This window comes from Halomonas sp. MMH1-48 (assembly GCF_022348105.1).
Taxonomy (GTDB): domain Bacteria; phylum Pseudomonadota; class Gammaproteobacteria; order Pseudomonadales; family Halomonadaceae; genus Vreelandella; species Vreelandella piezotolerans.
This window is the reverse complement of the sequence record NZ_JAKRFL010000001.1, coordinates 386,912-408,997: the sequence shown is the minus strand read 5'-3', so window position 1 is coordinate 408,997 and position 22,086 is coordinate 386,912. Positions and strand designations below refer to the sequence as shown.

26 protein-coding genes and 1 other RNA gene are annotated in these 22,086 nt (G+C 57.1%); 21 read left to right on the top strand and 6 right to left on the bottom strand.

The window, feature by feature from the left end; all coding sequences use genetic code 11:
- Positions 1–11 precede the first annotated feature (11 nt).
- From mlaD to hisD, 7 genes are all read left to right on the top strand, one after another.
- Positions 12–479 (top strand): outer membrane lipid asymmetry maintenance protein MlaD, encoded by a 468-nt coding sequence (gene mlaD, locus MHM37_RS01950; protein ID WP_139527167.1) that lies wholly within the window; start codon positions 12–14, stop codon positions 477–479.
- Positions 480–522: 43 nt separating this feature from the next.
- Positions 523–1,182 carry an ABC transporter substrate-binding protein gene (locus tag MHM37_RS01945; protein ID WP_139527168.1) on the top strand — a complete coding sequence of 220 codons (660 nt, stop codon included), beginning with the start codon at positions 523–525 and terminating at the stop codon, positions 1,180–1,182.
- Entirely contained in the window at positions 1,179–1,517 is a 339-nt protein-coding gene (locus MHM37_RS01940) for an STAS domain-containing protein (protein WP_239295615.1), read from the top strand. The genes MHM37_RS01945 and MHM37_RS01940 overlap by 4 nt, the downstream gene beginning before the upstream one ends.
- 130 nt (positions 1,518–1,647) lie before the next feature.
- Positions 1,648–1,899 (top strand): BolA family protein, encoded by a 252-nt coding sequence (locus MHM37_RS01935; RefSeq protein WP_139527170.1) that lies wholly within the window; start codon positions 1,648–1,650, stop codon positions 1,897–1,899.
- An 11-nt stretch (positions 1,900–1,910) separates the two neighbouring features.
- Positions 1,911–3,173 carry a UDP-N-acetylglucosamine 1-carboxyvinyltransferase gene (murA, locus tag MHM37_RS01930; protein WP_139527171.1) on the top strand — a complete coding sequence of 421 codons (1,263 nt, stop codon included), beginning with the start codon at positions 1,911–1,913 and terminating at the stop codon, positions 3,171–3,173.
- Between the two features lie 28 nt (positions 3,174–3,201).
- Entirely contained in the window at positions 3,202–3,855 is a 654-nt protein-coding gene (gene hisG, locus MHM37_RS01925) for an ATP phosphoribosyltransferase (protein WP_139527172.1), read from the top strand.
- Positions 3,856–3,868: 13 nt separating this feature from the next.
- Positions 3,869–5,188 carry a histidinol dehydrogenase gene (hisD, locus tag MHM37_RS01920; protein ID WP_239295616.1) on the top strand — a complete coding sequence of 440 codons (1,320 nt, stop codon included), beginning with the start codon at positions 3,869–3,871 and terminating at the stop codon, positions 5,186–5,188.
- 24 nt (positions 5,189–5,212) lie between these two features.
- Here hisD and MHM37_RS01915 read toward each other — a convergent pair whose 3' ends face one another.
- Positions 5,213–6,478, bottom strand: a complete 1,266-nt coding sequence (locus MHM37_RS01915; RefSeq protein ID WP_139527174.1) for a Do family serine endopeptidase — start codon at positions 6,476–6,478, stop codon at positions 5,213–5,215.
- Between the two features lie 140 nt (positions 6,479–6,618).
- Here MHM37_RS01915 and MHM37_RS01910 point away from each other — a divergent pair, with 140 nt between their 5' ends.
- Entirely contained in the window at positions 6,619–7,380 is a 762-nt protein-coding gene (locus MHM37_RS01910; RefSeq protein ID WP_153842871.1) for a Nif3-like dinuclear metal center hexameric protein, read from the top strand.
- Positions 7,381–7,477: 97 nt separating this feature from the next.
- Here the strand turns inward: MHM37_RS01910 and MHM37_RS01905 are convergent, their stop codons facing one another.
- Positions 7,478–7,915 carry a DUF1043 family protein gene (locus MHM37_RS01905; RefSeq protein WP_239295617.1) on the bottom strand — a complete coding sequence of 146 codons (438 nt, stop codon included), beginning with the start codon at positions 7,913–7,915 and terminating at the stop codon, positions 7,478–7,480.
- 216 nt (positions 7,916–8,131) lie between these two features.
- Between MHM37_RS01905 and zapE the strand changes: the two genes are divergently transcribed.
- The 8 genes from zapE (at position 8,132) to MHM37_RS01865 (ending at position 14,483) form a co-directional block, all read left to right on the top strand.
- Positions 8,132–9,313 carry a cell division protein ZapE gene (gene zapE / locus MHM37_RS01900; protein ID WP_239295618.1) on the top strand — a complete coding sequence of 394 codons (1,182 nt, stop codon included), beginning with the start codon at positions 8,132–8,134 and terminating at the stop codon, positions 9,311–9,313.
- Between the two features lie 172 nt (positions 9,314–9,485).
- Positions 9,486–9,914: a 50S ribosomal protein L13 gene (gene rplM / locus MHM37_RS01895; protein ID WP_139527178.1), complete on the top strand. Its 429-nt coding sequence runs from the start codon at positions 9,486–9,488 to the stop codon at positions 9,912–9,914.
- Positions 9,915–9,927: 13 nt separating this feature from the next.
- Positions 9,928–10,317, top strand: coding sequence for a 30S ribosomal protein S9 (gene rpsI, locus MHM37_RS01890; protein ID WP_139527179.1), 390 nt, complete (start codon positions 9,928–9,930; stop codon positions 10,315–10,317).
- 208 nt (positions 10,318–10,525) lie between these two features.
- The gene (gene petA, locus MHM37_RS01885) at positions 10,526–11,125 is read left to right on the top strand and encodes a ubiquinol-cytochrome c reductase iron-sulfur subunit (RefSeq protein ID WP_044629967.1); all 600 of its coding nucleotides are present in this window, start codon (positions 10,526–10,528) and stop codon (positions 11,123–11,125) included.
- Positions 11,125–12,384, top strand: a complete 1,260-nt coding sequence (locus MHM37_RS01880; RefSeq protein ID WP_139527180.1) for a cytochrome bc complex cytochrome b subunit — start codon at positions 11,125–11,127, stop codon at positions 12,382–12,384. The genes petA and MHM37_RS01880 overlap by 1 nt, the downstream gene beginning before the upstream one ends.
- Positions 12,384–13,151 carry a cytochrome c1 gene (locus MHM37_RS01875; RefSeq protein WP_139527181.1) on the top strand — a complete coding sequence of 256 codons (768 nt, stop codon included), beginning with the start codon at positions 12,384–12,386 and terminating at the stop codon, positions 13,149–13,151. The genes MHM37_RS01880 and MHM37_RS01875 overlap by 1 nt, the downstream gene beginning before the upstream one ends.
- A gap of 150 nt (positions 13,152–13,301) precedes the next feature.
- The gene (gene sspA / locus MHM37_RS01870) at positions 13,302–13,928 is read left to right on the top strand and encodes a stringent starvation protein SspA (protein ID WP_139527182.1); all 627 of its coding nucleotides are present in this window, start codon (positions 13,302–13,304) and stop codon (positions 13,926–13,928) included.
- A gap of 54 nt (positions 13,929–13,982) precedes the next feature.
- Complete coding sequence (locus MHM37_RS01865; protein WP_239295619.1) at positions 13,983–14,483, top strand: ClpXP protease specificity-enhancing factor; 501 nt, start codon at positions 13,983–13,985, stop codon at positions 14,481–14,483.
- A gap of 68 nt (positions 14,484–14,551) precedes the next feature.
- Here the strand turns inward: MHM37_RS01865 and MHM37_RS01860 are convergent, their stop codons facing one another.
- Genes MHM37_RS01860 through MHM37_RS01845 form a run of 4 tightly spaced genes read right to left on the bottom strand, consistent with a single transcriptional unit; the run spans position 14,552 to position 17,654 of the window.
- Positions 14,552–15,124 (bottom strand): BON domain-containing protein, encoded by a 573-nt coding sequence (locus tag MHM37_RS01860; RefSeq protein WP_139527184.1) that lies wholly within the window; start codon positions 15,122–15,124, stop codon positions 14,552–14,554.
- Between the two features lie 44 nt (positions 15,125–15,168).
- Positions 15,169–15,762, bottom strand: a complete 594-nt coding sequence (locus MHM37_RS01855; RefSeq protein ID WP_139527185.1) for a phosphoheptose isomerase — start codon at positions 15,760–15,762, stop codon at positions 15,169–15,171.
- 22 nt (positions 15,763–15,784) lie between these two features.
- On the bottom strand, positions 15,785–16,156 hold the full coding sequence (locus MHM37_RS01850) for a YraN family protein (protein WP_239295620.1): 372 nt from the start codon (positions 16,154–16,156) through the stop codon (positions 15,785–15,787).
- Positions 16,146–17,654, bottom strand: coding sequence for a penicillin-binding protein activator (locus tag MHM37_RS01845; RefSeq protein ID WP_139527187.1), 1,509 nt, complete (start codon positions 17,652–17,654; stop codon positions 16,146–16,148). Before MHM37_RS01845 ends, MHM37_RS01850 begins: the two co-directional genes overlap by 11 nt.
- Positions 17,655–17,767: 113 nt before the next feature.
- On the opposite strand from MHM37_RS01845, the gene rsmI reads away from it, so the two are divergent.
- The 5 genes from rsmI to MHM37_RS01820 all read left to right on the top strand — a co-directional run bounded on the left by rsmI (position 17,768) and on the right by MHM37_RS01820 (position 22,076).
- A complete protein-coding gene (gene rsmI / locus MHM37_RS01840) occupies positions 17,768–18,625 on the top strand; it encodes a 16S rRNA (cytidine(1402)-2'-O)-methyltransferase (RefSeq protein WP_139527188.1) in 858 nt (285 codons plus the stop codon).
- A 32-nt stretch (positions 18,626–18,657) separates the two neighbouring features.
- Positions 18,658–19,029, top strand: an RNA gene (gene rnpB / locus MHM37_RS01835) — RNase P RNA component class A.
- A 52-nt stretch (positions 19,030–19,081) separates the two neighbouring features.
- On the top strand, positions 19,082–20,035 hold the full coding sequence (gene rsmH / locus MHM37_RS01830) for a 16S rRNA (cytosine(1402)-N(4))-methyltransferase RsmH (RefSeq protein ID WP_168444454.1): 954 nt from the start codon (positions 19,082–19,084) through the stop codon (positions 20,033–20,035).
- A 2-nt stretch (positions 20,036–20,037) separates the two neighbouring features.
- Entirely contained in the window at positions 20,038–20,373 is a 336-nt protein-coding gene (gene ftsL / locus MHM37_RS01825) for a cell division protein FtsL (protein WP_139527190.1), read from the top strand.
- A complete protein-coding gene (locus MHM37_RS01820) occupies positions 20,370–22,076 on the top strand; it encodes a penicillin-binding transpeptidase domain-containing protein (RefSeq protein WP_239295621.1) in 1,707 nt (568 codons plus the stop codon). Before ftsL ends, MHM37_RS01820 begins: the two co-directional genes overlap by 4 nt.
- Positions 22,077–22,086: the final 10 nt, after the last annotated feature.

The window sequence follows — 22,086 nt, the reverse complement described above, 5'->3', positions numbered from 1 at the left end:
GGAGTAATGTCATGAAACGCAGCAAAACCATGGAGTTCGGTGTTGGCCTATTTATGTTGGCTGGCATCGTCGGGCTGGTATTTCTCGGCTTGCGGGTCAGCGGCTTAACGCTGTCGGCTCCCTCCGATACGTTCCGCCTGGAGGCCAATTTTGCCAACATCGGCGGGTTGAAGCCGCGTGCTCGGGTCACTATGGCGGGTGTGACCGTAGGCCGAGTAGAGGCCATCGAACTCGATACTCAGTGGTACGACGCCCGTGTAACGATGACGCTGGATAGTGCGCTCGAAGGGCAGCTGTCTCAAGACACCACGGCTGCCATCTTGACGGCTGGCTTACTGGGTGAACAGTACATTGGGTTGAGTGTTGGCGGAGCGCCAGAGGTGTTGGAAGAGGGCGACGTGATTCGCGACACACAGTCCGCTCTAGTGTTGGAAGAACTTATTCAGCAATTCGTATCCAATATGGTCAGCAACGGATGATGGTCAGTCACTCATTGCCATCGGTTTTTTCCTGCAAGAGGTCATGAAGATGTTCAACCTTTATTCTGCTTTTATTCAGCGCTTCGCGTTGGCTGCTGTGCTGATGCTGGCGCCGCTAATGGCGCAAGCGCAAACGCAGTCCCCCGAAGAAGTGGTTCGTGACAATGTCGAATCCTTCATGAGCCAACTCGATGGTAAGAAAGCGTACTATGCCGATAACCTCGATGAGCTAAAAGCATTGGTCGACGAGAGCCTCGATGACGTGGCGGATTTTCGTTACATCGGCGCTAGCGTCATGGGTAGCTATTTCCGCAATGCAACGCCCGAGCAGCGGAGCCGGTTTGCCGACGTGTTCCGCCAAACGTTGATCGATACTTACACGCGTGGGTTGGTGACGTTTGATTACAACGAGCTACGTGTGCTGAATCAGCAGCGCGGCCAGCGCTACGAAGACCAGGCCAGCGTGGATATGGAAGTCGTGGCAAACAATGGTCAGGTCTACCCAGTGAGCTATAGCCTTCGTCTGTCGGATGGTGAGTGGCGTGTAGTGAACGTCATCGTCAACGGCATCAACCTGGGGCTGACTTTCCGTAATCAGTTCGATCAAGCCATGCGTGACAATAACCGCGATTACGATGCAGTCATCCGTGGTTGGGCGCCTGAAATCGGTGTCGATGAGCTGGAGCAGGGAGGCGATGCGTGACATCGCTCCTCTCTCGCCCAGAGGTGACGCTGTCAGCACAGGGCGATTCGCTGATGGTCGCAGGCGACTTGACCATGAGTGTCGCCGCCGACGTGGCCGCTCGCGGCGTTCAGTGGCTGCGTCAGTCCGATCATTCTGAGGTCTGTCTGGATTTTGCGAAAATCAATAAAGCGAGCAGCGCAGCGCTGAGCGTGCTGTTTGAGTGGCTACGTGCCTGCCAGGCGCTCCAGGTCAAGGTGCGATCCATCGTGCTGTCGCCGCCGCTGCAGCGTTTGGCGTCTTTGGCAGAACTCGATACCTTGGTTTCACAAGACGTTTTTGCAGACATCGCGTGATCTCTAGAGCAGCCCCCGGGCTGCTCTCTTTATGGTGGGCACGGCTCGGCATCGCCAAGCGAGCCGCTTTTCTTTATCATGTTCGCCCATTACTCACTATTTCAACGACCCCAAAGGAGTTTCCTGTCTCATGCAACCCAACGAGGTAAAAGCACTGCTTGAATCCCGCATCGATGGGTGTGAGTTTCACATCCAGGGTGAAGGCTGCAATTTTCAGGTGATTGCGGTTGGTGAAGCCTTTGAAGGTCTTTCTCCCGTTAAGCGCCAGCAGCTCGTTTACGCCGCGCTCAGCGACGAAATCGCATCGGGTGCCCTACACGCGATCAGCATCAAAACGTTTACACCGACGCAGTGGCAAACTGCGTCGGAAAACGCTCAGTAACGGTCGCCCCCATGGATAAACTCATTATTACGGGTAATGGCTCGGTCGATGGAGAAGTGTGGGCAAGCGGTGCCAAAAACGCGGCGCTGCCCATTTTATGTGCGAGCCTTTTGGCAGATGGGCCGGTAGTCATCGGTAATTTGCCGCATCTTCAAGATATTACGACCACGCTAGAGCTGCTTGGGCGGATGGGCGTCGAGCCGGTCATGGGTGAGAAGTTGAGCATTCAGCTTGATGGCTCCCAAGTGTCCCAGTGCCATGCGCCCTACGAGCTAGTGAAAAAAATGCGCGCCTCCATTTTGGTGTTAGGGCCGCTGCTGGCGCACTTCGGTAAGGCGGACGTGTCGCTGCCTGGTGGTTGCGCCATTGGTTCGCGCCCGGTGGATCTGCACCTGCGTGGCCTGGAGGCCATGGGGGCGGAGATCCATGTCGAAGCAGGCTATATCCGTGCCCGTGTTGATGGGCGTTTAAAAGGCGCTACGATCTTTTTCGACACCGTGACCGTGACCGGCACGGAAAACCTGCTGATGGCAGCGACCCTGGCAGACGGGCGGACCGTTCTCGAGAACGCCGCCCGAGAGCCCGAGGTCGTCGATCTCGCCGAGTGCCTGATCAAAATGGGCGCGCAGATTCGAGGTCACGGCACCGACACCATCGTCATCGACGGTGTTGCGTCGCTGCATGGCTGTGAGCACGATGTCATGCCCGATCGTATCGAGACCGGCACGTTTTTAGTGGCCGCCGCCATGACGGGTGGGCGCGTCAAAGTGAAGCGTACGCGAGCCGATATCTTGGAGGCCGTGCTTGCCAAATTGGAAGAGGCGGGCGCGACGATCGAGAGTGGCGACGATTGGATATCATTGGATATGCACGGTAAACGCCCGAAGGCCGTCAATATTCGTACGGCGCCGTATCCCGCATTTCCTACTGACATGCAGGCCCAGTTCGTTGCTATGAATGCCGTTGCCGAGGGGCATTCAAGGGTCGTGGAGACCATCTTCGAGAATCGCTTCATGCATGTTCAAGAGCTGAACCGCATGGGCGCCAACATCGTCCTGGAGGGTAACGCCGCGTTGATCAATGGCGTTGATAAACTCTCGGGCGCTCCCGTCATGGCGACGGATCTTCGTGCGTCAGCGTCTCTCGTCATTGCTGCCATGATGGCCGAAGGGGAAACCCTGGTCGATCGGATCTATCACATCGATCGCGGCTATGAGTGTATCGAGGAAAAATTACAGCTGCTGGGGGCGAAGATTCGCCGTATCCCCGGCTAAGCCACGCGGACAACACTGGCCTTTGACCATGAGTAAGCAACTGATTTTGGCCCTTTCGAAAGGGCGTATCTTGGAAGAAACCCTTCCGCTACTGGCAGATGCGGGCATTACACCTGCCGAGGATCTGAGTAAAAGCCGCAAGCTTTTGTTCGATACCAACTTGCCGGACGTCAAACTGGTGATTATTCGTGCCACTGACGTGCCAACCTACGTGCAGCTAGGCGCGGCGGATGTAGGTATCGCCGGTAAAGACGTGCTGCTGGAGCACGGCGCGGAAGGACTTTACGAGCCGCTCGACCTGGATATTGCGCGGTGCAAGCTGATGACGGCAGGCGTGACGGGGCAGCCGCCCGCCAAAGCGCGACGCCGTGTAGCGACCAAATTCGTCAACGTGGCACGTCGCTACTACGCAGAGCAGGGTATCCAAGCAGAAGTCATCAAGCTTTATGGTGCCATGGAGCTCGCACCGCTGATGAATTTGGCCGATGAGATCGTCGATATCGTCGATACCGGTAACACGCTGCGCGCCAATGGTATGGAGCCGCGCGAGCTCATTGCCCACATCAGCACGCGTTTGGTGGTCAACAAAGCCGCTATGACCATGAAGCACGACCGTATCAAGCCGCTGCTAGCGCGTCTGGAAAGCGCCGTAAAATCGCGTCAGGCGCAGCCTATTGAATGACAAGAGGTTCATCATGAGCGATACAACCACAGCCACCATTGCCCGCCTATCGACCCGTGATGCGGCTTTTCATCAGCGCCTAGATGCGCTGTTGGATTGGGAGGGCGTGTCTGATAAAGCGGTGCAGGCTCGTGTTGACGAAATCTTGGCAGACGTCAAACAGCGTGGCGATCAGGCGGTCATCGAGGCAACGAATCGTTTTGACCGTTTGTCCGTCGACGCCATGGAGCAGCTATGCCTCACGCCTGACCAGTTAAAAAAAGCGTATGACGGATTGCCTGCCGAGCAACGGGATGCGCTAGCGACGGCCGCCGAGCGCATCAAGCGCTACCACGAGCGGCAAAAACCGACCTCCTGGCAATACGAAGAGGCTGACGGGACGGTGCTCGGCCAGAAAGTCACGCCGCTCGATCGGGCCGGTATTTATGTGCCGGGTGGGAAGGCTGCCTATCCGTCCTCCGTATTGATGAATGCCATCCCTGCCCACGTGGCGGGCGTGCGTGAAATCGTCATGGTGGTACCTACGCCCGATGGCGTGTTGAATGATCTAGTATTAGCGGCAGCGCATCTGGCGGGCGTGGACTACGTGTTCACCATTGGCGGCGCTCAAGCCGTCGCCGCGCTGGCTTACGGGACACAAAGCGTTCCACGTGTCGATAAGATCGTGGGGCCGGGTAACATCTACGTCGCCACGGCTAAACGGGCCGTATTTGGGCAGGTCGGTATCGATATGATTGCGGGGCCTTCGGAAATCATGGTGGTGTCGGACGGGAAAACCGACCCGGATTGGATCGCCATGGATCTCTTTTCTCAGGCAGAGCATGATGAAGATGCGCAAGCCATTCTCGTGAGCTGGGACGCCGAGCATTTGGATGCTGTGGCGAGTTCCATCGAACGATTGCTGCCGACGCTAGAGCGGGAGCCAATTGCACGCGCGTCGCTGAATCGCCGCGGTGCATTGATTCTGTGTCGCGATCAGGCAGAAGCCGTCGAGATGATCAATCGTATTGCGCCAGAGCATCTCGAGCTGTCAGTGGCCGAGCCCGGCGCATGGCTGGATGATATTCGCCATGCAGGGGCGATCTTCATGGGGCGACACACGTCAGAAGCGTTGGGCGACTACTGTGCAGGCCCGAACCACGTCCTGCCGACGTCGGGAACTGCGCGGTTCTCCTCCCCGCTAGGCGTGTACGACTTTCAGAAGCGCTCCTCGATCATCCATTGCTCACCTGAAGGGGCATCCGAGCTGGGTAAGGTGGCCTCCGTACTGGCGCGTGGCGAATACCTTACGGCTCATGCCCGTTCAGCGGAGTATCGCATTCGCAATCGATGAGCAGTTCGGTCGGGCAGGGCGGTGCTAGGAGCCGCTCTGCCGGTCGGCCGATGTGGCATTGGTCGGCACGGGACGCTCGCCTACCTCAACGGTCATTTCCATGCGTTCGCCGCCGCGTACGATCGTCAGCGGCAGCGACGTCCCTGGTGGGATCGACGCGATATCGCTCATGGTCGCCCTAGCATCCAGAATGACCTGTCCATCGATGGAGAGCAGTACGTCGCCTGGCTGTAAGCCTGCCTGGGCGGCAGGTCCGCCACTCACCACGCCTGCGACGATGACGCCCTGGGGCGTACGCAACCCAAACGACGCGGCCAGCTCGCGCGAAAGCGCTTGGGCCTCGATGCCCAGCCATCCCCGAATGACTCTTCCGCGCGTCACCAACTCATCCAATATGCTGTGTGCGAGGTTGGCGGGAATCGCAAAACCAATTCCCTGAGAGCCCCCGGAGCGAGAGAAAATGGCGGTATTGATACCCACCAGAGCGCCCTCTGGATTGACCAGTGCCCCGCCCGAATTACCGGGGTTAATGGCTGCATCGGTCTGAATGAAGTCTTCGTAAGCGTTCAGACCCAAATGGCTTCGTCCAGTGGCGCTGATGATGCCCATGGTGACGGTCTGCCCCACGCCAAAGGGGTTGCCAATGGCCAGCGCCACATCGCCGACGGCGACTTCCTCCGAGTCAGCAAGCTCGATGACCGGCAAGTCTTCTAGTCCGATCCGCAGCACGGCCAAATCGCTCTCTGGATCGGTGCCGATGACCTCTGCCAGGGTTTCGCGACCGTCGCGAAGCGCGACCTGGATTTGGTCGGCGCCGTTGATGACGTGATGGTTGGTCAGTACATAGCCATCGTTGCTAACGATGACGCCCGATCCGAGGCTCGACAGCATACGCTGGTGGGTCGTGGCATCGTCCCCGCTAAAAAACTGGTTGAAGAACGGATCAGACATCAGCGGATGTTGATCGCGCTCGACGATGCGTGAGGAGTAGATGTTCACCACGGCGGGAGCGGCTTGGTTGACGGCATTGGAGTAACTGGCTGGGCCTTGATGTCGGGTCAGCGGAGCCGCTTGCCTGATATCAGGTGCCGGGCGATTCGCGCTTGATTCACTGCTAGTGGTGGGCACCAATGCGGGCGGAGTCTCGGCGTTAGCAGGCGGAGCCTCCGATACGGGGGGCGTGTGGCGGAACGGGTTGGGTAGCTGCTCAGGAAAGGCGAGCAGGATAACGGCCGCTAACAGAAGCCCCGTAAGTACGGGCCAGAGATAAGGCAGCACTGAACGGTGCATGCGAAAGTTCCTCAGCGTGTGGCAGTCTAAACGGTCGCGAGGTTCGCGATAACGTAAAGCGAGTTTTACAATGGCGCTATGGTAACACCGAATGACGCTGCGCCTCACGGGGCTGTACTTAATTGTGAAAAGGAGGGAACGTGAATCATCGTGATCAACTGGTCGCTGCCTGTGACCACCAGTTACGCTCTGCTCAATTCAAAGATTTCACGGTCAATGGCCTGCAAATCGAGGGACGAGAGCAAGTGCGTCGCGTCATGTCGGGGGTAACGGCCTGCCAAGCGCTGCTCGACGAGGCCGTCGCATGGCAGGCCGATATGGTGCTCGTTCATCATGGCTATTTCTGGAAGAACGAGCCTGTTGCCATCACCGGTATGAAGCAGCGTCGGATCAAAACGTTGCTGGCCAACGATATCAGCTTGCTGGCTTACCATTTGCCGCTTGATGCTCATACAGAGATGGGCAATAACGCGCAGTTGGCCAAGCGAATGGGCTGGAAAGTCGAGGGATGCCTAGACGGTGAGTTGGGAGAGGGGCTGCTCTGGTCGGGCCGGTTGGTGGTTCCACAATCAATTGGCGAGTTGGCCCGCCAAGTAGCGGGTGTTCTCGCCCGCGAGCCGCTGCTGGTCGAGGCGCCGTGTCAGAAGCCAATCGAGCGAGTCGCATGGTGTACCGGTGGTGCGCAAGACATGATTACGGAAGCCTATGAGGCCGGTGCGCAGGTGTTCGTTTCAGGAGAGGTCTCTGAACGGACGACCCATTTAGCGCGTGAAATGGGAATTCATTACTTGGCAGCAGGCCATCACGCGACCGAGCGCTACGGTGTGCAGGCGCTCGGCGAGTGGCTGGCCAGTGAGTTCGATGTTGAGCATCGCTTCGTCGACATTGATAATCCCGCCTAGCGAAAGGCTTCAGCTGTCGCACAGGTGCAGACCAGGGTGATACTGACACGTTGCCCTGGTCGCGTCTGAGTTACGCAAAAGTGCGCTCATGAATAGGTTAGTAGCGTGGCGGCTGAGGAGAGTCGACGTCGGTTGCTTTGCTCTCTTTCAAGCCGAAATCTTCCGATAGCGTACCGTTTTTGCCAGCGGCGTAATCTCTTGGCATGGCAACGCTTGAGTCGCTGTCTGGCATCGCAGTGGGCTCAGAAGGCGTTTTGACGCTGGGTAATTTCCACTGCTTGGCCTCGTCTTCGATGTGCTGTTCGAGGTGATCAGCCTCATGGCGAATGTTCTCAAGGCGCTGCTGTATGCCCGTGAGGTGGCTGCTCATGTTTTTCTTCAAGTCGGCGATCTGGTGTTCACGTTCAAGCAGTGTCTGCTTGAGTGAAGCGACGTCTCGCGCACCTTTGCTAAAGAGCCGATAGCATATCAAGCCGATGACGAACCCTACGGCCAAGCCGATAAGTGCAAAAGTAAATGGCGAGCTTGCTTCCACAGTCCTTCTCCCTAAGTAATGCGCGCCGCTGTGTACAGGGCGTGACTTTAAAAACCGCCCCATTATAGGCGCGTCTCAGTCGGTTGGGTCAATCCGCTCATGCGCTTAGCCTTCAAGCGACGTATAATCACTCCCATTTTTGTCGAGTCCGTTTTGTTAGGCGCCCCTAGCGGTGCCTGCAAAAAGGTAAGGGCCATGCGTTGCGGGAGCACCTTCATGCCATCAGTATCTGAGCGTCAGGCCTCCGGCCACACTCGTCGTCCCACGCCGCTTGAGCGCTATCAAGACGACCTCCAGCGCAGTGATTTTCAGTATGACTCGGCTCAAGAGCAGGCGGTCAAGCATCTACAGCGCCTCTATGATGAGCTGTTGGCGACGCCAACGACGGTGCCCAAGGCTGTGGTGGCCAGCAAAGGAATCAAAGCCAAAATGGCAGGTTTGCTGGGTAAGAAGCATGCGCCTGCCAAACCGCCGTTGCCCCAAGTAAAAGGGCTCTACTTCTGGGGAGGCGTGGGGCGTGGTAAGACCTACTTGGTCGATACCTTTTATGAAGCGCTGCCGTTTCCTGAAAAGATGCGTACGCACTTTCATCGCTTCATGCAGCGAGTTCACAATGAGCTGACCCATTATAAAGGCGAGAAAAACCCACTCACGCTTATTGCGGGTAAGTTTGCCGCCGAAGCGCGTGTCATCTGTTTCGATGAGTTCTTCGTCAAGGACATCACCGACGCCATGATTCTCGCCAACTTGCTTGAAGCGCTTTTCGAGCGTGGCGTGGTGTTAGTGGCGACCTCGAATATCGTCCCCGACGAGCTGTATAAAGATGGATTGCAGCGTGCGAGATTCGTGCCTGCCATTGAATTGCTGAATCGTCATTGTGAGGTGGTCAATGTCGACTCGGGTATCGATTATCGTCTGCGGGCGCTGGAGCGTGCTGAAATTTTTCATGCGCCTCTCGACGCTGCTGCCGAAAGAGAGCTGGCGCGCAGCTTTCGAGAGATTGCTGGTCAGTCAGGTGAGGAGAACGCGCCATTGGAGGTCAATCACCGGGTGCTTAAAACGCGTCGCTTGCATGAGGATGTCGTGTGGTTTGAGTTTGCTGAGCTGTGTGACGGGCCGCGTAGCCAAAATGACTATATCGAACTAGCCCGCGAGTTCCATACCGTTTTGGTAGCCAACGTGCCGCGTATGGACGGCAAGACAGACGATCAAGCACGACGCTTCATCAATATGGTGGACGAGTTTTATGATCGTGGCGTAAAGCTGTTGATGTCGGCAGAGGTGCCGGTGGAATCCCTCTATAGTGACGGGAAGCTGACCTTCGAATTCCAGCGCACGCTATCTCGGCTGCAGGAAATGCAGTCGCGCGAATACTTGGCGCTGGCGCACAAGCCCTAGCGTGGGGGATGTAAAAAAAGTCATGGGACACTTAACTTGAGCAGATGGTTGCTGTAGAATGCCGCCTCGCTGCACGTTGCTGGCATTAGTCGGCAACCAAAAAAAATAGGGATGGTGCTTCACCGCTTGGCGGTGTGAGTTACCCAACACACTTAATCTGGTGATTTCATCCATGAAGACGTTCAGTGCTAAGCCGCAGTCCGTCCAGCGCGACTGGTACATTGTCGACGCTACGGACAAAACGCTCGGTCGTCTGGCAACCGAGATTGCTCGCCGCCTGCGTGGCAAGCATAAGCCCGAGTTTACCCCGCACGTTGATACCGGCGATTACATTGTTGTCGTTAACGCAGAGAAAGTCCAAGTGACGGGTAACAAGGCAAAAGCCAAGACTTACTACCGCCACACAGGTTACCCGGGCGGTCTGCGCTCCATGACATTCGACAAAATGATCGATCACGCTCCCGAGCGTATCATCGAGTCTGCCGTCAAAGGCATGCTGCCGAAAGGTCCGCTGGGTCGCGCCATGTACTCCAAGTTGAAAGTGTACGCCGGTGCCGAGCATCCGCACGCTGCCCAGCAGCCGCTTGAACTGAACATCTGAGGAAATCTTCGCCATGACACAGCAGTATTACGGTACCGGGCGCCGCAAGACTTCCACCGCTCGCGTGTTTCTGAAGCCGGGTTCCGGCAAAATTACCGTCAACAACCGCGAACTCGACCAGTACTTCGGTCGTGTGACGGGTCGTATGGTTGTGCGTCAGCCGCTCGAGCTGACCGAGACGCTGAACCAGTTCGATGTGTACGTCACCGTTGAAGGCGGTGGCGGCTCTTCACAAGCCGGCGCTATTCGTCACGGCATTACACGTGCCCTGATGGATTACAACGAGGACTTGCGTCCTACGCTGCGCGCAGCGGGTTATGTCACCCGTGATGCTCGTCAGGTCGAGCGTAAGAAAGTCGGTCTGCGTAAAGCACGTCGTCGTCCGCAGTTCTCCAAGCGTTAATTCTACGCTATGCGGCAAAAACGCCCAGGTCAAAGACCTGGGCGTTTTTTATTGGAATATCAAAAAATTATAACGCTCCTACCACCATGGTCCGGGGCGGTTGTTCTTGTGCAGAGCGTTTTGTTTTTTTAACATAGACTGTATTTGATATTCGTCGTCGCAAGACGCCTTTGCGACGGAACGGGTAAGCTGATGGGAGAAACCAGAAATGGCAGATAACGGCGTAAACAAAGGTCGGCGCCGTTTCCTCGTGGGCGCCACCTCCGTTGTGGGGGCGGTGGGCGCTGTCGGGGTTGCGGTCCCCTTTGTGGCATCTTGGCAGCCTAGTGCCAAGGCAAGAGCGGCAGGCGCGCCGGTTCAAGCGGATATTTCCAAGCTTGAGCCAGGTCAGCGTATGACCGTCGAGTGGCGTGGTCGCCCGATTTGGATCATTAATCGTACGCCTGAGATGATCGAACGGACCGAAGCGCTAGGGGCTGACAGCTTGGCGGACCCAGAGTCCGAAGTGCCACAGCAGCCTGCCTATATCCAGGGTGGTCTGCGCTCGATCAAGCCTGAGATTGGTGTCTTGATCGGCATCTGTACCCATTTGGGCTGTTCTCCCTTGTATCGGCCCGAGCCGGATGCGGAAGGGGTGGGCGTCGATAACTGGCCGGGTGGTTTCTTCTGCCCATGCCACGGCTCTCGTTTTGACTTGGCCGGTCGCGTCTTTAGCAACGTTCCTGCGCCGACGAACCTTGAAGTGCCGCCCTACCGCTTTGAAAGCGATGACATCATCGTGGTCGGCGAAGATGAGGAGAGTGCCTAATGGCTAATCCAAATAAGGCGAAGGCCGAGAGTGGCATCATGCGCTGGGTGGACGACCGATTCCCCGCCACGCAAATGATGCAAGACCATCTGACGAAGTACTACGCGCCGAAGAACTTCAACTTCTTCTATATATTTGGTGTGCTGGCGCTGCTGGTGCTGGTCAACCAAATCCTGACTGGCGTTTGGTTGACCATGAGTTTCAATCCCTCTGCCGAAGGCGCGTTTGCCTCCGTCGAGTACATCATGCGTGATGTCGAATGGGGCTGGTTGATTCGCTACATGCATACGACGGGGGCATCCGCCTTCTTCGTGGTCATCTATCTGCATATGTTCCGCGGCTTGCTTTATGGTTCCTACAAAGCGCCACGTGAGCTGGTGTGGATTTTTGGTATGGCCATCTATCTTCTGCTGATGGCCGAAGCCTTTATGGGCTATCTGCTCCCATGGGGTCAAATGTCTTACTGGGGGGCGCAGGTCATTATCTCGCTGTTCTCGGCCATCCCGGGTATTGGCCCTGATCTAGCGCAGTGGGTGCGCGGTGACTTCCTGATTTCAGGCATCACGTTGAACCGTTTCTTTGCGCTTCACGTCGTTGCGTTGCCCATCGTGATTTTGGCATTGGTCGTGCTTCACATCATTGCTCTGCATGAAGTGGGTTCTAACAACCCTGATGGTATCGACATCAAGCAGAAGAAAGACGAGACCGGCAAGCCGCTCGACGGCATCGCTTTCCACCCGTACTACACCGTGAAGGACTTGGTGGGTATTGCGGTGTTCTTGTTTGTCTTCAGTGTCGTGGTGTTCTACTTCCCGGAAGGGGGGGGCTACTTCATCGAGCGGCCTAACTTCGAGCCGGCTAACCCGCTGAAAACGCCTGACCACATTGCACCGGTCTGGTACTTCACGCCGTTCTACGCCATTCTGCGTGCGATTACCTTCTCGCTGTTTGGTCTTGACGCTAAGTTCTTGGGTGTCGTCTGCATGGGTGCGGCCATCGCGGTGTTGTTCGTGCTGCCGTGGCTCGACCGTAGCCCGGTGCGCTCGATGCGCTACAAAGGCTGGATGTCCAAAGTCATGCTACTGCTGTTCTGCATTAGCTTTGTGATTTTGGGCGTTCTAGGTGTGTTGCCGTCAACGACAGGTCGCACCATCTTGGCGCAAGTGTGTACAGCCATTTACTTCGCCTTCTTCCTGCTGATGCCGTTCTACACCAAGCTGGAGAAGACCAAACCCGTTCCGGAAAGGGTGACTGGCTAATGAAAAAGCAACTATTAGCACTGCTCTTCGCAATCGTGCCAGTCACCGCGATGGCGGCTGGTGGCGCAAGCGTGCCCCACAGCATGGAGCCTGACCTGCACGACCAGGCGTCGTTGCAAAACGGTATGAAGCTCTACGTCAACTACTGCATGGGCTGTCACTCACTAGAGCATCAACGCTTTGCACGTGCTGCGGATGATTTGGGTATTCCGCAAGATCTAGTGGAAGAGAACCTGATCTTCTCCTCGGACCTGGCATTCAATGACCAAATGCACATTGCCATGGACCGTGGGGATGCAGAGTCTTGGTTTGGCGCTCCGCCGCCTGACTTGACGCTGGAGGCGCGTTTACGTGGCACCGACTGGATCTACTCCTATCTGTTAGGGTTTTACAAAGACCCTAGCCGCCCAACCGGTGTCAACAATACGGTCTTTGATTTGGTGGCGATGCCTAACGTGTTGGAGCCTCTCCAAGGCGTTCAGGAATTGGTGTGTGCCGAAACCGATCAGCCGGTGGCGGGACAGTCTCCCGACCCGCTATCAGGTAAGTATCAGTCTTGTGATGTGCTGCAAGTGACTCAACCAGGGGCGATGGAGCCAGCCGAGTTCGAGGAAGCGGTATATGACTTGACCAACTTCCTGGCCTACGTTGGTGAGCCCTCCAAGCTGCAGGCGCAAGCCCTGGCACCTAAAGTGCTCATCTTCATCTTTATTTTTGGTGTGATTGCTTACCTGCTCAAGCGTGAGTACTGGCGAGACGTCCACTGATCGATAAAGTCTGATAGGTCGTTCGGGCGCACGGCGAGAGCCGTGCGCCTTTTGCTTGTCTGTAGTATCGCTTTGTATCGCTGGCTACCTTCCCATAAGAGGGTGCTGGCATGTTATTATCGAAAATTGTTTTGATGCGAGGATGCTTTCATGGGTGTTGTGGCCAAGCGGTCGTCAATGATCTTTTACTCAGGTAGTGATGATCATTTCAGTCATCGAGTGCGCATTGTTTTGGCTGAAAAAGGAGTGGCGGTCGACATCGTTGATGTCACCGAAGAGCAGCCGCCTGAAGAGTTAGCAGACCTCAACCCGTACAACAGCGTCCCGACGCTGCTGGACCGTGATCTGGTGCTTTACGAGTCCAAGGTCATGATGGAGTACTTGGATGAGCGCTTTCCTCATCCGCCGCTGCTGCCGGTCTATCCGGTAGCGCGTGCACAAAGCCGACTATGGATGCATCGCATCGAGCGGGAGTGGTGTCCGATGCTCGAGCAGATTCGCACTGGCGGTAAAAAAGAGGCCGAGAAAGCGCGTAAAGAGCTGCGCGAGAGTCTGATCGGTATTTCACCGATCTTCGAAGACATGCCTTACTTCATGAGCGAAGAATTCACGCTGGTGGATTGCTGTTTGGCGCCGATTTTATGGCGTTTACCGGAGCTGAACATCGAACTGCCCGAAAAACAGGTCAAACCGCTGCTGGGTTACATGTCTCGGGTATTCGAGCGTGAAGCGTTTAAAGCATCTCTGAACGAGCGTGAAAAAGAGATGCGCGCTTGAATTCATTCGGCCTCTTCCTGTTAGAGGCCATTCACGTTAGGAGGAGGGAGCCTTATGAAGTCGAGTCGTCCCTATCTCGCCCGAGCCCTTTACGAGTGGCTGTTGGATAATGAGCTGACACCGTACCTCGTGGTGGACGCTACTCAGCCTGGTGTCGAAGTGCCGAGGCAGTTCGTACAAAACGGACAAATCGTACTCAACGTGGCGCCGACGGCTGTTCGCGATCTATTCATGGAAAATCAGGCGATTGGTTTCAATGCGCGTTTCGGCGGTCAGCCCATGCAGGTGATGATCCCAACGCCTGCGCTGATTGCTATTTATGCCCGTGAGAATGGTGCGGGTATGGTGTTTGGTCATGAGCCTGAGCTAGATGCAGAAGGCTTCGATGAGCATGATGATTCGTCTGACGAGTCGGAAAGCGCGGGTTCGGAGGCTTCGAAACCTGAGCTGACCCTAACGGAGACCACGCCGGACACGCCGTCCAGCGACTCTTCCGAGGCTGACACTAGCGCTGCAAAGCCCAAGAAGAAGCCCACGTTGCGTGTCGTTAAGTAACTTCTTGGGGGCGTCATACATAAAAAAACCTCGCCAGGCATCTGGCGAGGTTTTTCCGTTTATGGGGACTAGTCGAGGTAATCGAACACCTTCACGATGCGCTGAACGCCCCCTACCGATGAGGCAGCATTGACGATGCGGTCAGCCTCTTCACGCGTCACCATGCCCATCAAATAGACGCTGGCATTTTCCGTGGTGACCTTCAGCTTTGAAGAGTCAATGCGGTCATTGGTGGCGAGCTGGCTGATGACATTGGTGGTGAGCCAAGTGTCCGTCAGTCGCTGAGTCGCGGGTAGATTGGCCGCCACGGTCAGTTCGTTGTGGACTTTTTGCACGCCACGCAGGTTGGAGGCCACGCTACCGGCCATGTTTTTTAGTTCTTCGCTGGGTACTTGTCCGACGAGTAGTAGGGCACCATTGTAGCTGTGAGCGCGGATGCGGGCATCGCCAAGGCGGGCATCTGCGCGGGCTAGGGCGCGCTCTACTTCTCGCTCGATGGTGGCATCGACGGCTTCTACGTCATTGCTGCGTTGGCCGTAGTTGGACGGGTTGGAGGCGCTATTGTTGGCGCAACCACTGAGTGCGATCGCACCACAAAGCGTTGCAGCCAGTAAGGTTTTGGAGGAGAAGCGCAGGGCCATGAGAATGACTCCTTGATCAGTAGGGATTCGCAAAACGCGCGTGATTAGTCAGCGCCGCCAAACAGTTGTTCGTCAATTAAATCACAAAGACAGTGAATGACGAGCAAATGCACCTCTTGAATGCGCGCGGTGGAGGTGGCGGGTACGCGAATTTCGCAGTCATCTTGGCCTAGCAGCGAGGCCATGTTGCCACCGTCACGTCCGGTGAGCGCCACCACGGTCATGTCACGGTCGTGAGCAGCCTGGATGGCTTGAACGACGTTAGCCGAGTTGCCGCTAGTGGAGATTGCCAGCAAGACGTCGCCAGGCTGGCCCAGTGCGCGGATCTGTTTGGAAAAGACTTCGTTGTAGCTGTAGTCGTTGGCAATGGAGGTAAGTGTCGATGTATCGGTCGTTAGAGCCAAGGCAGGTAGGCTGGGGCGCTCGCGCTCGAAACGATTCAGTAACTCAGACGAAAAGTGCTGGCTATCGCCAGCGCTACCACCGTTGCCACAAGCGAGAATTTTCCCTTCGTTGACCAAGCACTGCACCATCATTTGACTGGCGACCTCGATGAACGGAGGCAAGACTTCGCTGGCGTAGGTTTTGGTATCGATGCTGGCATTGAAATGGCTGAGTATACGAGATTGAAAGTCCATCAGGGCTTCCTAGTTAAGAGTATTAATACGCGTCGAAAGCCGCTTGCTCCCATTGGAACTCGAGAGCGGGCGGTCTGCCTGTGATGGCTAGGATATCAAAGCGACAGGGGCATGCGAGATCATGTCGTGCAAGATAGAGCGTTGCCGCACGAATCAACCGGCGGCGCTTTTGCGCGTTGACCATTTCGAGTGGATGCCCATGACGTGTCGTGGAGCGATGTTTTACTTCGACAAAGACCAGCGTGTCGCGGTCGTACATCACCAAGTCCAATTCGCCGCCCTTTACATGGTGATTGCTGGTCACTAGCTTGAGGCCACGCTGCTGCAGCCATTGAGCCGCTATTTGCTCAATGGCTGCGCCGCGTGAACGAGCGGTCTGTGGGTTACTGCTCATTATCCCGCAAACCGGGGATCAAAATGGGGGAAGGCGTACCGTTCTGGAACTTAGCCCAGGGGAGTTCGCGGTGAATGCGCCCATCATTGGAGAGCGATAGCGTGCCGGTGCTGCCGTTCAAACCGTTCAGGTCAGACAGATCCGACATGCGTTTAGCCAGTTCGTAGGCATCCACGCCCATGGCCATCAAGCGGAACATGGAGGCGTCCGCCTCATCGCGTAGCGCTTGGTAAGTGGGGTAGAACGGCAGTACTTCTTCACCTCCTACCGCGGCATCTGGAATTTGCCACGGGATATCCATGAACATGACGTCATTGAGATCTTGGTCCAGGCGCGTTTGTAAGCGGCCTTCATGGAGATGTGACGTAGCGTAGATGGGCAGGTCCGGCGCGTAGTAGTAATCCAGCGTGGGCGGCACTTGGCGTGCATAGTCCGGGAGCGCCAGTAGGAAAAGGGCATCAATGTTGCCAAGGCGAGCGCGTTCTCCGCTGACATTGAGTGCCGTTTGCACCGCATTCGATACCGGGCTGCTGGGGTTATAGCGCACGGCATTCGTGACTTCGCCACCTAAGCGCTGATACTCGTTCCAGAAGGCTTCACCGACTCGGCGGCCCCAGTCGTTATCGGGCACCATGAGCGACATTTGGCGTTGTCCATCCTGGTAGGCGCGGCGTGCCGCTTGGCGCGCCTCGTCTTCCGCCGACAAGCCATATTGCAGCAGACGCTGGGCTTGGTTGTTTGCGCTGCTACCGTAGTTAAGTGCCAACGTAGGTAGTGGCACGCTGTCACGCTGTTCGAGCTGAGTGACTTGGTCTTTATCGAGCGGCCCGATCATGAGTTGCGCGTTGATCTGTTGCGCCCGGCTATAGAGCTCGTCGAGGGAGAATTGCGCAGCGTCGATGAAGCTTAGCTGAACGCCGTCAGCGCTAATCTCGTGATGGCGGCGCATGGCGCTGGCTATAGTGTTGGCAACGCTGCTCAGTGGGCCGGACTCTGGCAGTGCAACAATGATACGTCGAACCTCGGTGCCGTCCAGTTCAGGAAGCGCGACTTGAACAGAGCCCGGCTGCTGGTCTAGAGCCTGTTGTGCCCACTGACGACGCTCGGCCAGCGTCTGCTGCTGGTTCGCCTGCATGGGCAGCTCGTCATCCAATACCTGTGTGGCGCGAAGGACGGCACGCGGATCGTTCAGGCCGCGGGCAAGTTCCGAGAACAGCATGGCCCAGCGAACACGGTCGGTATCGTTGAGCTGCGCCTCGTCGATGCTATTGGCGGCATCGAAGGCGTTTTCACGCTGGCCTTGGCGGGCCAGAATGTTGGCCGCTTCCAAGCGGGTGCGGGCAGCTTGCTCCGGCGCTTGCTGCTCGGCCTGACTGAGCAAGCGTCCTGCATCCTGATCAGGCACTCGATCAACCACGCTGGGGGGCTGCATGGCGCACCCGGTGATGAGAAGTGCCATGAAGGCAGTGGCCAATAGGCCACGAAGTGACTGTTTCATGTATCCTTCCTTAGTTTCCATTTGCGCTGTCGCGGTCTATCAGCTGGTTAGCGTGGCTTTTTCACAAGCATAGCGCACCGTCAGGGCAAGCCATCAACAAATCGGGAGTCATGATGACACACCAACATCCGGGCACATTGTACGTGGTTGCCACGCCAATTGGGAATTTGGACGATTTGACCCCGCGCGCCGCTCGCGTCTTGGCCGACGTATCACGTATTGCGGCTGAGGATACTCGGCATAGTGCGCGCCTGCTCGGCCATCTTGGTGTGAATACGCCGATGATGTCGTTGCACGAACATAACGAAGCCCAGCGAGTAGATACCCTGGATGGCTATTTGTTGGCGGGCGAAAACATTGCGTTGATTAGTGATGCGGGCACGCCGCTGATTTGCGACCCAGGATTCGTGTTGGTGCGTGAGCTACGCGCTAGAGGCCGAAGCGTCGTGCCATTGCCCGGTCCCTGTGCGCTGATTACGGCGCTATCCGCTGCGGGCCTGCCTACTGATCGTTTTACGTTTGGCGGTTTTTTACCTGCCAAGCCAAGCGCTCGCCGCCAAACGCTCGAGCAGTGGCAGTGTCGTGAGGAAACGCTTGTGTTCTATGAATCGCCCCACCGCATTGTTCACACGCTGGAAGCGTTGTGCGACCAGATGCCCGATCGATCCGTGGTGTTGGCCCGTGAGCTGACCAAAACGTACGAGACGTTTCTGCAGGGCTCTCCGGCATCGCTGCGCGATCGGCTCGCGGATGATCCTAACCAGAGTCGTGGCGAATTCGTGATCATGATTTCGGGTGCACCCAAGATGGAGCCAAGCGATGAGCAGACGATGTCGGCCGACGAACTGCTCGCTGCTTTGCTGGCCGAAGGTATTGGCGTCAAGCAGGGGGCGTCGGTTGCGGCACGAATGCTAGGCGGGCGCAAGCAGGAGTGGTATGCCCGGTTGCAGGCAATGAAAGGTCAGCATTGAGGCGAACGCGGGGCACTGGTATGCTTGCCGCCGGAGTTGGCCAGACAGTCGCCGCTGGTGTGCCCGTTAGGGCCGCCGGGGGAGGAAAGTCCGGGCTCCATAGGGCAGAGTGCCAGGTAACGCCTGGGCGGCGTAAGCCGACGGAAAGTGCAGCAGAGAGCAGACCGCCTAAGTCTCTGACATCAACCTCAGGGGCCGGTAAGGGTGAAAGGGTGCGGTAAGAGCGCACCGCGCGCCTGGCAACAGTGCGTGGCATGGTAAACCCCACTCGGAGCAAGACCAAATAGGGACCCAACGGCGTGGCCCGCGCTGGGTCCGGGTAGGTTGCTTGAGCGCTGCGGTGACGCAGCGCCTAGAGGAATGACTGTCCACGACAGAACCCGGCTTATCGGCCGACTCCCCATTTCCATGAAAGGCGTGCCCAGCGCGCCTTCCCAAATTTTGTGTGAGAGTACCATGCCTTCTGCTGACGCTGATCAGGTCACCCGTTTTCGTCATACCAGCGTTTTATTGGAAGGAGCGGTAGATGCCCTGGTGCATGATCCAGAAGGCGTTTACCTAGATGGCACCTTTGGTCGTGGTGGTCACTCCCGGTTGATTCTTTCCCGTTTGAGTCATCAAGGTCGCTTGCTGGCCATGGATCGCGACCCACAGGCCATCGCAGCGGCCGCTGACATAGATGATTCTCGGTTTCTTATCACTCAGCGCGAGTTCGCCCAGCTGGCGGAGTTTGCCAAAGAGCAAGGGCTCTATGGCAAGCTTTCCGGCATTCTGCTGGATGTGGGCGTCTCATCCCCCCAGCTCGATGACCCCGAACGCGGGTTTAGCTTCATGCGTAACGGTCCGCTGGATATGCGCATGGACCCTACCCAAGGGGAGAGCGCCGCCGAGTTTTTGGCCCGCGCCAATGAAGCCGATATTGCCCATGTCTTCAAAGCCTACGGGGAAGAGCGCTACGCCAAACGTCTAGCGAATGCCGTGATAAAGCGTCGAGTAGAGAAGCCCTTTACGCATACGGTGGACTTGGCTGAGGTGCTGAAAGCCGCGCACCCTGCGTGGGAAAAAGGACGCCATCCGGCCACCAAGGCATTCCAAGGGCTGCGCATTTATCTCAATGGGGAACTCGACCAGCTCGATGCCGCCTTAGAAGCAGCGCTCGAAGCGCTTGCCCCCGGTGGTCATTTGGTGGTGATCAGCTTCCATTCGTTGGAAGACCGTCGTGTGAAGCGTTTTATTCGACATCACGTGCGTGGAGATACCCATCTACCCCGAGGGGTTCCCATCCGTGACGATCAGTTGAACCGCCGTCTGGAAGCGCTGGGTAAAGGCAGCCGTCCAAGTGACGAGGAAGTCGATGCCAACCCCCGCGCGCGAAGTGCCGTCATGCGGGCGGCGCGTAAGCGAGGCTAATCATGAGTATGGAGCGGTTAGGGCTCTGGGCTTCCACGCTAAGGGCAGAGTGGCCATTCAAACTACGTCTTCGTTGGTGGCCCATGACGATGATCGGGCTGTTTATGGCCTGTTTGCTGACCGGTTTGGCCGTGGTCACGACGACTCACATGACGCGCACGCAGTTTGCCGAGTTGCAGCGGTTGGAGCAGGAAAAGAATCAGTTGCAAACCGAGTGGGGGCAGTTATTGCTGGAGGAGGGGGCCTGGTCAACGCCGGCCCGCATTGAACAAATTGCCACGGAACGGCTAGAGATGCGCATTCCTGACGTAAACGATGTCGAGGTGATTCGGCCATGAGGCGTGAAGGTCGGGGAGGGACGTCCCGCCAATATCCCATCGCGCCGCCGCTTGCCGGTGGGCGCTTTTTCTTCATCTTATTGGCCATTGGCTTGGCATCGGCGATTCTGATTGGACGGATTACGCTGCTTCAGGTCATCGACCGCCCCTTCTTGCAGAGCCAGGGAGATGCCCGCACGCTGCGCCACGAAACCATTCCCGCCCACCGCGGGATGATCACTGATCGTAACGGGGAGCCGCTGGCGATTTCGACGCCGGTCGTGACGCTTTGGGCGAACCCTCAAGAGTTGCCTACAGACGCCATCCAGCGTGTCATGCTGGCGCAGGCGCTGGGGATATCACTGGATGACTTCGAGTCCCGAGTGGCGCGCTACAGTAGCCGCGAATTCATGTATTTGCGCCGACAGATGACCCCAGACGCTGCGCAGCGCATCCTCGATCTGCGCACGCCGGGTGTCTATCCCCAGCGTGAATACAAGCGCTACTACCCGGCTGGAGAGGTGGCGGCCCAAATACTCGGCGTCACCAACGTAGACGACGTCGGTCAGGAGGGCTTAGAGCTCGCTTATCAGCCCTACCTAGCGGGTCACCCGGGGCAGCGTCGCGTCATCAAAGACCGGCGCGGCCGCTTGGTGCGAGAGTTGGGCGTGATTCGTGAAGCGCAGCCGGGTGGAGAATTGACCCTGGCGATCGATCAACGTATTCAGTACATGGCCTATCGGGAGTTGCGTGCCGCCGTTGCCGAGCACCAGGCAGACGGCGGCGTGCTTGTGATGATGGATGCCCGTACCGGTGAAGTACTGGCGATGGCCAATTTTCCCTCTTATAACCCCAACAATCGCGCCGGATTAGACCCTCGCGGCTTACGCAATCAAGCGCTGGTCGATGTGTTTGAACCGGGATCGGTGATGAAGCCGCTTGCTATGGCCGCTGTGCTGGAAAGCGGCATCGTTGGGCGCGATGCGGCCGTAGATACTTCGCCGGGGTGGATGCGTCTCGACCAGTTCACGATTCGCGATTTCCGTAACTATGGCGAATTGGATCTGGCGGGTATTCTCGAAAAGTCCTCGAATATTGGTATGTCACGTTTGGCGCTTCAGCTCAGCGATACGGCCATCTGGGAAAAATACAACCAACTGGGCCTAGGTCAAAGCCCAGGTACAGGGTTTCCTGGAGAGTCTACGGGAACGTTACCGGCGCGGATTCAGTGGTCACGCAGCGAGCGAGCCGCGCTCTCTTATGGGTATGGGCTCTCGGTGACGGCGGTCCAATTGGCCAGTGCCTACACGGCGTTAGCCAATGACGGTCAGCGTCTACCTCCTTCGTTGTTGAGGTTGTCAGAGCCCCCGCCAGGTATTCCTGCCATTGAGCCTAGCGTTGCCAACGACCTACTCGATATCTTGGAGACGTCGGTGGGCGCTTACACCGGCGGTCGACGAGCTCGGGTAGAGGGGTATCGCGTGGGCGGTAAAACCGGCACCGTGCGTAAAACGGGACAGCAAGGATATGCCACCGATGCGTATCGCAGCGTGTTTGCTGGCATTGCTCCGATTTCGGACCCGCGTATCGTGACGGTGGTCATGATCGATCACCCTAAAGCGGGCGAGTTCTATGGTGGCGCCGTAGCCGCTCCGGTGTTTTCGAGTGTCACCGGCAACGCTCTGCGGCTGTTGGATGTGCCGCCGGATTACGAGGTCGATTAGTGTTTAAGGA

Bases quoted from the DNA above. Each gene is read 5' to 3' on its own strand.
- mlaD (WP_139527167.1), top strand. From the start codon at position 12: ATGAAACGCAGCAAAACCATGGAGTTCGGTGTTGGCCTATTTATGTTG.
- MHM37_RS01945 (WP_139527168.1), top strand. From the start codon at position 523: ATGAAGATGTTCAACCTTTATTCTGCTTTTATTCAGCGCTTCGCGTTG.
- MHM37_RS01935 (WP_139527170.1), top strand. From the start codon at position 1,648: ATGCAACCCAACGAGGTAAAAGCACTGCTTGAATCCCGCATCGATGGG.
- murA (WP_139527171.1), top strand. From the start codon at position 1,911: ATGGATAAACTCATTATTACGGGTAATGGCTCGGTCGATGGAGAAGTG.
- hisG (WP_139527172.1), top strand. From the start codon at position 3,202: ATGAGTAAGCAACTGATTTTGGCCCTTTCGAAAGGGCGTATCTTGGAA.
- hisD (WP_239295616.1), top strand. From the start codon at position 3,869: ATGAGCGATACAACCACAGCCACCATTGCCCGCCTATCGACCCGTGAT.
- MHM37_RS01915 (WP_139527174.1), bottom strand. From the start codon at position 6,478: ATGCACCGTTCAGTGCTGCCTTATCTCTGGCCCGTACTTACGGGGCTT.
- zapE (WP_239295618.1), top strand. From the start codon at position 8,132: ATGCCATCAGTATCTGAGCGTCAGGCCTCCGGCCACACTCGTCGTCCC.
- rplM (WP_139527178.1), top strand. From the start codon at position 9,486: ATGAAGACGTTCAGTGCTAAGCCGCAGTCCGTCCAGCGCGACTGGTAC.
- rpsI (WP_139527179.1), top strand. From the start codon at position 9,928: ATGACACAGCAGTATTACGGTACCGGGCGCCGCAAGACTTCCACCGCT.
- petA (WP_044629967.1), top strand. From the start codon at position 10,526: ATGGCAGATAACGGCGTAAACAAAGGTCGGCGCCGTTTCCTCGTGGGC.
- MHM37_RS01880 (WP_139527180.1), top strand. From the start codon at position 11,125: ATGGCTAATCCAAATAAGGCGAAGGCCGAGAGTGGCATCATGCGCTGG.
- MHM37_RS01875 (WP_139527181.1), top strand. From the start codon at position 12,384: ATGAAAAAGCAACTATTAGCACTGCTCTTCGCAATCGTGCCAGTCACC.
- sspA (WP_139527182.1), top strand. From the start codon at position 13,302: ATGGGTGTTGTGGCCAAGCGGTCGTCAATGATCTTTTACTCAGGTAGT.
- MHM37_RS01865 (WP_239295619.1), top strand. From the start codon at position 13,983: ATGAAGTCGAGTCGTCCCTATCTCGCCCGAGCCCTTTACGAGTGGCTG.
- MHM37_RS01860 (WP_139527184.1), bottom strand. From the start codon at position 15,124: ATGGCCCTGCGCTTCTCCTCCAAAACCTTACTGGCTGCAACGCTTTGT.
- MHM37_RS01855 (WP_139527185.1), bottom strand. From the start codon at position 15,762: ATGGACTTTCAATCTCGTATACTCAGCCATTTCAATGCCAGCATCGAT.
- MHM37_RS01850 (WP_239295620.1), bottom strand. From the start codon at position 16,156: ATGAGCAGTAACCCACAGACCGCTCGTTCACGCGGCGCAGCCATTGAG.
- MHM37_RS01845 (WP_139527187.1), bottom strand. From the start codon at position 17,654: ATGAAACAGTCACTTCGTGGCCTATTGGCCACTGCCTTCATGGCACTT.
- rsmI (WP_139527188.1), top strand. From the start codon at position 17,768: ATGACACACCAACATCCGGGCACATTGTACGTGGTTGCCACGCCAATT.
- rsmH (WP_168444454.1), top strand. From the start codon at position 19,082: ATGCCTTCTGCTGACGCTGATCAGGTCACCCGTTTTCGTCATACCAGC.
- ftsL (WP_139527190.1), top strand. From the start codon at position 20,038: ATGAGTATGGAGCGGTTAGGGCTCTGGGCTTCCACGCTAAGGGCAGAG.
- MHM37_RS01820 (WP_239295621.1), top strand. From the start codon at position 20,370: ATGAGGCGTGAAGGTCGGGGAGGGACGTCCCGCCAATATCCCATCGCG.